Source organism: Kitasatospora sp. NPDC101447, from assembly GCF_044767225.1.
Classification (GTDB): domain Bacteria; phylum Actinomycetota; class Actinomycetes; order Streptomycetales; family Streptomycetaceae; genus Kitasatospora.
The window spans coordinates 73607-81855 of the sequence record NZ_JBIWNL010000038.1; the positions used below are offsets into that span (position 1 = coordinate 73607).

The 8249-nt window shown below is 72.4% G+C and carries 7 protein-coding genes; 3 read left to right on the forward strand and 4 right to left on the reverse strand.

The window, feature by feature from the left end:
- Positions 1–133: 133 nt before the first annotated feature.
- Together ACIRST_RS34945 and ACIRST_RS34950 are read left to right on the forward strand one after the other, a co-directional pair.
- The gene (locus tag ACIRST_RS34945; protein ID WP_402807554.1) at positions 134–2131 is read left to right on the forward strand and encodes a 2-oxoacid:acceptor oxidoreductase subunit alpha; all 1998 of its coding nucleotides are present in this window, start codon (positions 134–136) and stop codon (positions 2129–2131) included.
- Positions 2128–3183: a 2-oxoacid:ferredoxin oxidoreductase subunit beta gene (locus ACIRST_RS34950; protein WP_402807557.1), complete on the forward strand. Its 1056-nt coding sequence runs from the start codon at positions 2128–2130 to the stop codon at positions 3181–3183. Before ACIRST_RS34945 ends, ACIRST_RS34950 begins: the two co-directional genes overlap by 4 nt.
- Before the next feature lie 96 nt (positions 3184–3279).
- On the opposite strand, the gene ACIRST_RS34955 is transcribed toward ACIRST_RS34950, so the two are convergent.
- The 3 genes from ACIRST_RS34955 to ACIRST_RS34965 all read right to left on the reverse strand — a co-directional run bounded on the left by ACIRST_RS34955 (position 3280) and on the right by ACIRST_RS34965 (position 5956).
- Entirely contained in the window at positions 3280–3660 is a 381-nt protein-coding gene (locus ACIRST_RS34955; RefSeq protein ID WP_350524950.1) for a VOC family protein, read from the reverse strand.
- Positions 3661–3810: 150 nt separating this feature from the next.
- Positions 3811–5505: an LCP family protein gene (locus ACIRST_RS34960; RefSeq protein WP_402807560.1), complete on the reverse strand. Its 1695-nt coding sequence runs from the start codon at positions 5503–5505 to the stop codon at positions 3811–3813.
- Positions 5498–5956 (reverse strand): DUF6542 domain-containing protein, encoded by a 459-nt coding sequence (locus tag ACIRST_RS34965; RefSeq protein ID WP_350524952.1) that lies wholly within the window; start codon positions 5954–5956, stop codon positions 5498–5500. The genes ACIRST_RS34960 and ACIRST_RS34965 overlap by 8 nt, the downstream gene beginning before the upstream one ends.
- A 398-nt stretch (positions 5957–6354) precedes the next feature.
- Between ACIRST_RS34965 and ACIRST_RS34970 the strand changes: the two genes are divergently transcribed.
- Positions 6355–7002, forward strand: a complete 648-nt coding sequence (locus ACIRST_RS34970) for a TetR/AcrR family transcriptional regulator (RefSeq protein WP_402807564.1) — start codon at positions 6355–6357, stop codon at positions 7000–7002.
- Positions 7003–7099: 97 nt separating this feature from the next.
- On the opposite strand, the gene ACIRST_RS34975 is transcribed toward ACIRST_RS34970, so the two are convergent.
- Positions 7100–7813, reverse strand: a complete 714-nt coding sequence (locus ACIRST_RS34975; RefSeq protein ID WP_350524954.1) for a hypothetical protein — start codon at positions 7811–7813, stop codon at positions 7100–7102.
- Positions 7814–8249: the final 436 nt, after the last annotated feature.

The following is an 8249-nucleotide window of genomic DNA, read 5'->3' on the forward strand; positions in this document are numbered from 1 at the left end:
GGCCGGTGATTTCCCGCCGCACGCGGGAGTTCCGTCCCAGGCCGACTCCACCCGCATAGGATGCGAGAGGTGCACCAGGCGGACGGGGCACGGGGCCGCGCCCGCGGTGGTGTGCCCTAGGAGGTCCGCGGCAGTGACCAGTCAGGTCGATCAGTCAGAGGCAGTGGACGGCTCGGACGGCGACGAGGCCGGTACCGGGAGCGGCGAGGCACGCCCCGGCCCGAGCGCACCGGCCGGCCCGGCCGCCCCGGGCGGCCCGCCACCCGGGCGCACCAAGCCGATCCGCAGACTCGACCGGGTGATCATCCGTTTCGCCGGAGACTCCGGTGACGGCATGCAGCTCACCGGTGACCGGTTCACCTCGGAGACGGCGTCCTTCGGTAACGACCTGTCCACGCTGCCGAACTTCCCCGCCGAGATCCGCGCCCCCGCCGGCACCCTGCCCGGTGTCTCGTCCTTCCAGCTGCACTTCGCCGACCACGACATCCTGACCCCGGGCGACGCCCCCAACGTGCTGGTCGCGATGAACCCGGCCGCGCTCAAGGCGAACCTGGCGGACCTTCCGCGCGGCGCCGAGATCATCGTCAACACCGACGAGTTCACCAAACGCGCGCTGGCCAAGGTCGGTTACGCGGCCGACCCGCTCGCCGACGGCTCGCTGGACGGCTTCCACCTGCACAAGGTGCCGCTCACCACGCTGACCCTGGAGGCGCTCAAGGACAGCGGCCTCGCCCGCAAGGACGCCGAGCGGGCGAAGAACATGTTCGCCCTGGGCCTGCTGTCCTGGATGTACCACCGGCCCACCCACGGCACCGAGACGTTCCTGCGCAGCAAGTTCGCCAAGAAGCCGCAGATCGCCGAGGCGAACATCCAGGCCTTCCGGGCGGGTTGGAACTTCGGCGAGACCACCGAGTCCTTCGCGGTCTCCTACGAGGTGCCGCCGGCCAAGCTTCCCGCCGGGCGCTACCGCAACATCTCCGGCAACCTCGCGCTGTCCTACGGGCTGATCGCCGCCTCGCAGCGCTCGGGCCTGCCGCTCTACCTGGGCTCGTACCCGATCACCCCGGCCTCGGACATCCTGCACGAGCTGAGCAAGCACAAGAACTTCGGGGTGCGCACCTTCCAGGCGGAGGACGAGATCGCCGGCATCGGTGCCGCGCTCGGCGCCGCCTTCGGCGGGGCGCTCGGCGTGACCACCACCTCCGGGCCGGGCGTGGCGCTCAAGAGCGAGACGATCGGCCTGGCGGTCTCGCTCGAACTGCCGCTGCTGGTCGTGGACATCCAGCGCGGCGGCCCCTCCACCGGGCTGCCGACCAAGACCGAGCAGGCGGACCTGCTGCAGGCCATGTTCGGGCGCAACGGCGAGGCACCGGTGCCGATCGTCGCCCCGGCCACGCCCGCGGAGTGCTTCGACGCGGCACTGGAGGCGGCCCGGATCGCGGTCACCTACCGCACCCCGGTCTTCCTGCTCTCCGACGGCTACCTGGCCAACGGCTCGGAGCCCTGGCGGATCCCCGAGGTCGACGAACTGCCCGGGATCGAACCGCAGTTCGCGACCGGCCCGAACCGCGAGGACGGCGCCTTCTGGCCGTACCTGCGCGATCCCCGGACGCTGGCCCGGCCCTGGGCGCTGCCCGGCACGCCCGGCCTGGAGCACCGGATCGGCGGCATCGAGAAGCAGGACGGCACCGGGAACATCTCCTACGACCCGGCCAACCACGACTTCATGGTCCGCACCCGGCAGGCCAAGATCGACGGCATCACCGTCAAGCCGGTCGAGGTGGACGACCCGAGCGGGGACGCCCGGGTGCTGGTCCTCGGCTGGGGCTCGACGTACGGGCCGATCACGGCGGCGGTGCGCCGGGTCCGGGCGGATGGCGGCGAGGTCGCCCAGGCGCACCTGCGCAACCTCAACCCCTTCCCGGCCAACCTGGGAGCGGTGCTGAGGAGTTACGAGAAGGTCATCGTGCCCGAGATGAACCTGGGGCAGCTCGCGCTGCTGCTGCGGGCGAAGTACCTGGTGGACGCCGAGTCCTACAACCAGGTGCGCGGACTGCCCTTCAAGGCGGCCCAGTTGGCGGACGTGCTGTGGGCCGCGATCGGCACCCTGGACGAGGAGGACCACCGATGACAGAGAGCGGCTTCCCGTCCCTGCGGCTGGTGCCCAAGGCCGAAGCACCGCAGAGCGCGAAGGACTTCAAGACCGACCAGGAGGTGCGCTGGTGCCCAGGCTGCGGGGACTACGCGATCCTGGCGGCGGTGCAGTCCTTCATGCCGGAACTCGGCATCAAGCGGGAGAACACGGTCTTCGTCTCGGGCATCGGCTGCTCCTCGCGCTTCCCGTACTACATGAACACCTACGGGGTGCACTCCATCCACGGGCGGGCGCCGGCCATCGCGACCGGGCTGGCGAGCTCGCGCCAGGACCTCAGCGTCTGGGTGGTGACGGGTGACGGCGACGCGCTGTCGATCGGCGGCAACCACCTGATCCACGCCCTGCGGCGGAACGTCAACCTGAAGATCCTGCTGTTCAACAACCGGATCTACGGCCTCACCAAGGGCCAGTACTCACCGACCAGCGAACTCGGCAAGATCACCAAGTCCACGCCGATGGGCTCGCTGGACGCACCGTTCAACCCGCTGTCGCTGGCGCTCGGCGCCGAGGCCACCTTCGTCGCCCGCACCATCGACTCCGACCGCCAGCACCTGCAGTCGGTGCTGCGGGCGGCGGCCGAGCACGAGGGCACGGCGCTGGTGGAGATCTACCAGAACTGCAACATCTTCAACGACGGCGCCTTCGAGGTGCTGAAGGAGCCCGGCACCCGGGACGAGGCGCTGATCCGGCTGGAGCACGGGCAGCCGATCCGCTTCGGCGCGGAGGGCGCCAACGGCGTGTTCCGGGGCCGGGACGGTGAACTGTCCACCGGGCCGGTCACGGCGGAGAACGAGGCGGACCTCCTGGTCCACGACGCGCACGCGGCGAGCCCGGCCACCGCCTTCGCGCTCTCCCGGATCGCCGACGCGGACACCCTGCACCACACGCCGATCGGCGTGCTGCGCAGCGTCGAGCGGCCGGTCTACGACGAGCTGATGGCGAGCCAGCTGGCCGCCGCCGTCGCCGACCGCGGCCCCGGCGACCTGGCCGCGCTGCTGGCGGGCAGCGACACCTGGACGGTGGACTGACCGCCCCCGGACGCGACTCGGCGCCCCCCGTCCCGGCCGGGACGGGGGGCGCCCGTCGTTCCGCCCCCTACAGCGGGCCCGGCTGCCGCCGGGCGGCTACTTCTCGACCCACTCGACCAGCTCGATCGCGATCCCGTTCGGGTCGGCGACCTGGAACAGCTTCTCGCCCCACGGCTCCTCGCGCAGCGGCAGGGTGACGGTGACCCCTTCCGCGCGCAGGCGGCGCTCCTCGGCGGCGACGTCCTCGACGACGAACGCCAGGATCACGCCGTCCGCGATCCGGTGGCGCTGGTCCTCCGGCAGGACTTCGAGGCCGCGCCGCAGGTAGACGACGTTCGTTCCGCCACCCGGGTGGGCGAGCGAGACGAAGCCGTCGGCCGACATCTCCTCGGCGTAGCCGAAGTGCCGCGTGAGGAAGGCGGCGGAGCTGGTGACGTCCTCGACGGTCAGGGAAACGGCGGTCCTGGTGATCTGCAAGGCGGAGAACCCTCTCGTCCGTACGTGCCCGGTTATCCCGTACGCAGTACACTATACATAGTACGGAGAATTACGCCAGAGGTCGCCGCCGCAACGCCCGAGGGAGGCTCCCAGGCGGGAGCCTCCCTCAGGCGTTCGGTGCGGGACGCGTCAGTAGACGCAGGGGATGCCGCCGTCGGACTGGGCGTCGACCCCGGGGCCCTGCATCGGGAGGTTGGCGGTCGGGTCGGACGGCGCACCGGTCGGGGCGGCGGGCTTGTCGGCGTCGACCCCGGTGAAGCCGGTGCCGAGGGTCACCACGACGCGGTCCGCGCCGACGGAGGCGGACTCGGTGGCGGTCACGCCGTAGCGGGCCGCGATCTGGTCGGCCGCCTCCTTGGCGCCCTTGCCGTAGACGACGGTGGTGGTCTTCGGCCTGGTGGCCGCCGGTCCGGTCCGGCCCTCCTTGAAGCCCATCGCGACCAGGGCCCTGGACTCGGCCGTCGAGGTCACCCCGGCGGCCGAGGAGGCGTTGAGGACGTCCACGGTGACGGCCTTCGCGGCGGTCGGCGTCGGCGTCGGGGTGTCGGCGGGGGTCGGCGGGGCCGGGGTGGCGGAGGTGTCCGCGGCGTCGGCCGGCGCGGCGGCGTCCGCGTAGCCGAACAGCTGCTTGACCACCTTCTGGATCTTCGACGGGGTGACCAGGTTGACGTCCTGGCCGTTGCGGGTGCCGAAGCCGTCGAAGGTCAGGGTGTTGAACTCGACGTTGCCGCCGGTCAGCGCCGGGGCCTGCTGGGCGAAGTCGAGGATGTTCCACTCGTTGTCGATGACGAGGTCCTTCTGCACCACGCCCATCAGCTGCTGCAGCTTGCCGAGGTCGCCGATGACGCCCTTCTGCTTCAGGTTGTGCACGACGGCGGAGATGAAGGCCTGCTGGCGGTGGGTGCGGGCGAAGTCGCCGGAGTTGCCGTCGGGGCCGTCGAGGTTGTGGCGCTGGCGGACGAAGGACAGGGCCTGGGCGGCGTTGAGGGTGTTGATGCCCTTCTTGAAGTCCGCGCCGGAGCCCTGGCCCTCCATGGCCGGGTCCCTGGTGTCGTGGGTGAGGCAGACCTGGATCGGCTCGACCGCCTTGGCGATGTCGTAGAAGCCCATCAGGTTGACCTCGGCGATGTGGTCGATCGGCTGGTCGAGGAACTTCTGCACGGTGCGGATGGTGGCCGCGCGCCCTATGTCACGGCCGGCCTTCTCCAGGTCGGCGCCCTTGAGGCCCTTGGCCCGCAGGCCCGGGTCCGCCTTGTCCTTGGCGGCGCCGTAGGCCTCCTTGATTTTGGCCATGCCCAGCTGGGACCCGTCGGCGTTGTAGGTCATGACGTAGTCGTCGCGCGGTATGGAGACCGCCTGCACCTTGCCGCCGTTCGCGGGGATGTGCAGCAGGATCAGGGAGTTGGTGTTGTAGCCGCCGACGTCGGAGCTGTGGCCGGCGTGCAGCTCGTCCTGGACGAACTGCGGCGGGAGGTCCGAGCCGTCCATGTTCTTGCGGCTGTCCAGGCCGATCAGCAGCAGGTTGACCGAGTTGTCCAGGTGCTTGGGGGCGTCCTTCTTGGTGTCGGCGATGACGTTGGAGGTGGTCATCCCGTCGGTGAGCTGCTTGACCTCGTACCAGACCACCCCGCTGGCGGCGAACACCGCCAGCCCGACGGTGCAGGCCACCACCCGGCCCGCGATCAGCAACGGGGAGGGCCGGCGGGCTCCGGCGCCCCGGCGGGACTCGGCGCCCCCGCGGCCTGCGGCGCGCCTGCGGGCGGCCGCCCGGCCGCCGTTCCCGGCCTCCGCGGTGCCCTCGGTGTGCTCGGCGTCGTCAGCCACGGTGCCTCCTCCGGTCCCGGACCAGCCGGACCACGATCACCAGCAGGGCCGCCGCCGCGGCCTCGGCCATCACGGGGAAGCCGTGCACCACCCACTTCGCGGCGCCGGTGGCCAGGCCCTTGCCCCGGTAGTCGTCCCGGTGGGCCGCCAGCTCGACGGCGGCCGTCGCGCCCAGGACGACCAGCGGCGAGGCCGCCAGGACCCACCACCAGCCGTTCCGGCTGCTCAGCGCCGCCGCGGCCGCCGTCCCGAGCACCGCGCCCACCACGAAGGCGAGCCCCATGCCGGGGCCGGACAGCTCGTCGACCGCGGCGCCTGCCAGGGGCAGCCCGAGGGCCGCGGCGACGGGCAGGGCGGCTCCGCCGGCCAGGGGGCGTACGGACGCCCCGGGCCTGCCCGCCGCCCGCTCCCGCGCACCCTGGTCGGATGACCGTCCTCGTTGTCCCGCCACGCATTCACCCCCGGTGTTCCCGTGTGTCGTGCGCCACGATGGCGCGCGCCGGTCGTCGATCGTCCTCCCGGTGTCCGGAACTCCGTTCGTGGCGCTGCCAGTTCTGGACGCTCGCGGCGGTCGGTCGGTTCCCGTGTGCGGCCGGGCCGCCGGTGAGTGGGGCGGAGGGTTCCGCATGGCCTCTACACGGGTGTAGAGATCGTAGGCAGCATAGATGACGTGCGTCCGGCGGCAAGCGCTCCGGATCGGCTGCGGATCGGCGGGCGGCTCTGCGTGCGACCCGGTCGGCGGCCTGGTCGGGGGCCTGGTCCGTGGCTCGGTCCGTGGTGCGTCGGATAAACTACACCGGGTAGTTTCTAAGCAGGTCGGCCACCGGGCCGACGGATGAGGAGTGGGCCGTGGCGACCACGGGTGGAGCGGCGGGGCGTCCGGAGAAGCGCAAGGCGATCACGCAGGCCGCGATGGTGGTGTTCGGGCGCGAGGGCTACGTGCGGGCCAGCATGGACGCGATCGCGGCCGAGGCCGGGGTCTCCAAGCGCACGGTCTACAACCACTTCGCCGACAAGGAGACCCTCTTCCTGTCGGTGGCGCTGCAGAACTCGGCGGAACTGACCGAGAAGATCCGGGAGCTGATGGCGAAGTACCTCGACCGGGTGGTGGACCTGCGCCAGGACCTGGTCGACTTCGCGGTCGAGCGGGCGCGCGCGGTGCTGTCCGCCGGGGAGCACGGGGCGCTCGGCCGGGCGATCCGCGCAGAGGTGGCCAACATCCCGTCGGACGTCCTGGAGGCCTGGCTGGAGGCCGGGCCGATCGCCTCGATGCGCGACCTCGCGGCGCACTTCGAGGCGCTCGCGGAGCGCGGACTGCTGGTGGTCGAGGACGCCGGCCTGGCCGCCGAGCAGTACACGCTGCTGACCTTCCACGGCATCGCCGAGCGCTCCTTCTGGGGCGCCCTCCCGGTGGCGGACGAGGAGGTCGTGCGGATCGCGACGGTCGGCGTCGACGCCTTCCTGCGGATCCACGGCGGCCCGGCGGCCCGCGGCTGAGACCCGGCGGACCGGGTCCGGGCGGAGCGGGTCCCGCCGGGGCCGGAACCCCGGGCGGGGGCGGCAGTGCGCCGCCCCCGCCCGAAGTCCGTACCGGTCACTTCCAGTTGACGCCCTTGCCGAGGGTGTACGGGTCGCCCCAGTACTCGGCGCCCGCCACCTTCGACGCCTCCGGGGACATCGCCACCGCGCAGGAGGTGGCCGACTGCCCGTTGGTGAAGCCCTTGGGCAGCGAGTCGCTCTTGCACTTGGCGAAGGAGCCGATGATCATCAGCTCCTGCGCCTCGGTGCCGTCCGCCAGCAGGCCCTTCATGTGGTTGACGCTGGTGAAGGACAGGTCGCTGCTGCCGGCGTTGGTGACCTTGTAGTGGATGTAGTACGGCACCAGCCCCTTGGCCTTGTCGCCCAGGTTCAGCGAGGTCAGGTCGGCCGGGTCGCCCTTCTCGATCGAGGTGACCGCGAGCGCGATGGTGCCGCTGGTGCTGCCCGACGTGAACGGGATGGTGACGGCGTCGCCGACCTTGACCGTGGTGCCGGGCGCCGGGGTCGAGCCGGCGGGCGCGGGCGCGGCGGCCGAACCGGACGCCGCGCCGCCCGCCGGGGCGGAGGTCGGGGCGGCCGGGGTGATGGCGCCGCCGCTCGGCGACGGGGCACCCGTGGCGGACGCGGACGGCGCGGACGGTGCCGCCGGCGGGGTCGTCGCGGTGTCGGACGACGACGCGTCGTCGTTGCAGGCGGTCATGGTGAGTGCGCCGACCGCGGCCAGCGCGGCCAGGGCCAGCGCACGGCGATTGTTGCGGATGGGCTTCATGTGACGTTCCCCCGTCATCGCGGACCGCCGGTGGGCGGTCCTCCTGAGGGACGTTCATAGCGCAGTGCGGGGGCGGGGTGCCATCGCTTTGACGCCGTCTTGACTGGTCCGTGACGACTCCCCCGCGGGTCCGTGACAAGGGATATCGAGCCGTGATCAGGAGGCGGGGCGGGGGCGCAACCCCGGGCCGATCATGTTCGCGCGAATCTGTTCGCCTCAGTTCCGCAAATGATCGATCAGGCCCGTCGGCTGGCGGCCGAACGCTTCCCGGACACGCTCGCCGCCGCCCGCGCCGGGCCCCAGACCGTGGAGACCGCCGGGGCCCGGGGGGGGGGGGGGGGCCGCGGGCCCGGGGGGGGGCCCCGGCGGGGGGGGGGGGGGCCGCGCCGGGGGGGGGGGGGGGGGGGGGGGGGGGGGGGCCCGGGGTGGAATGGGG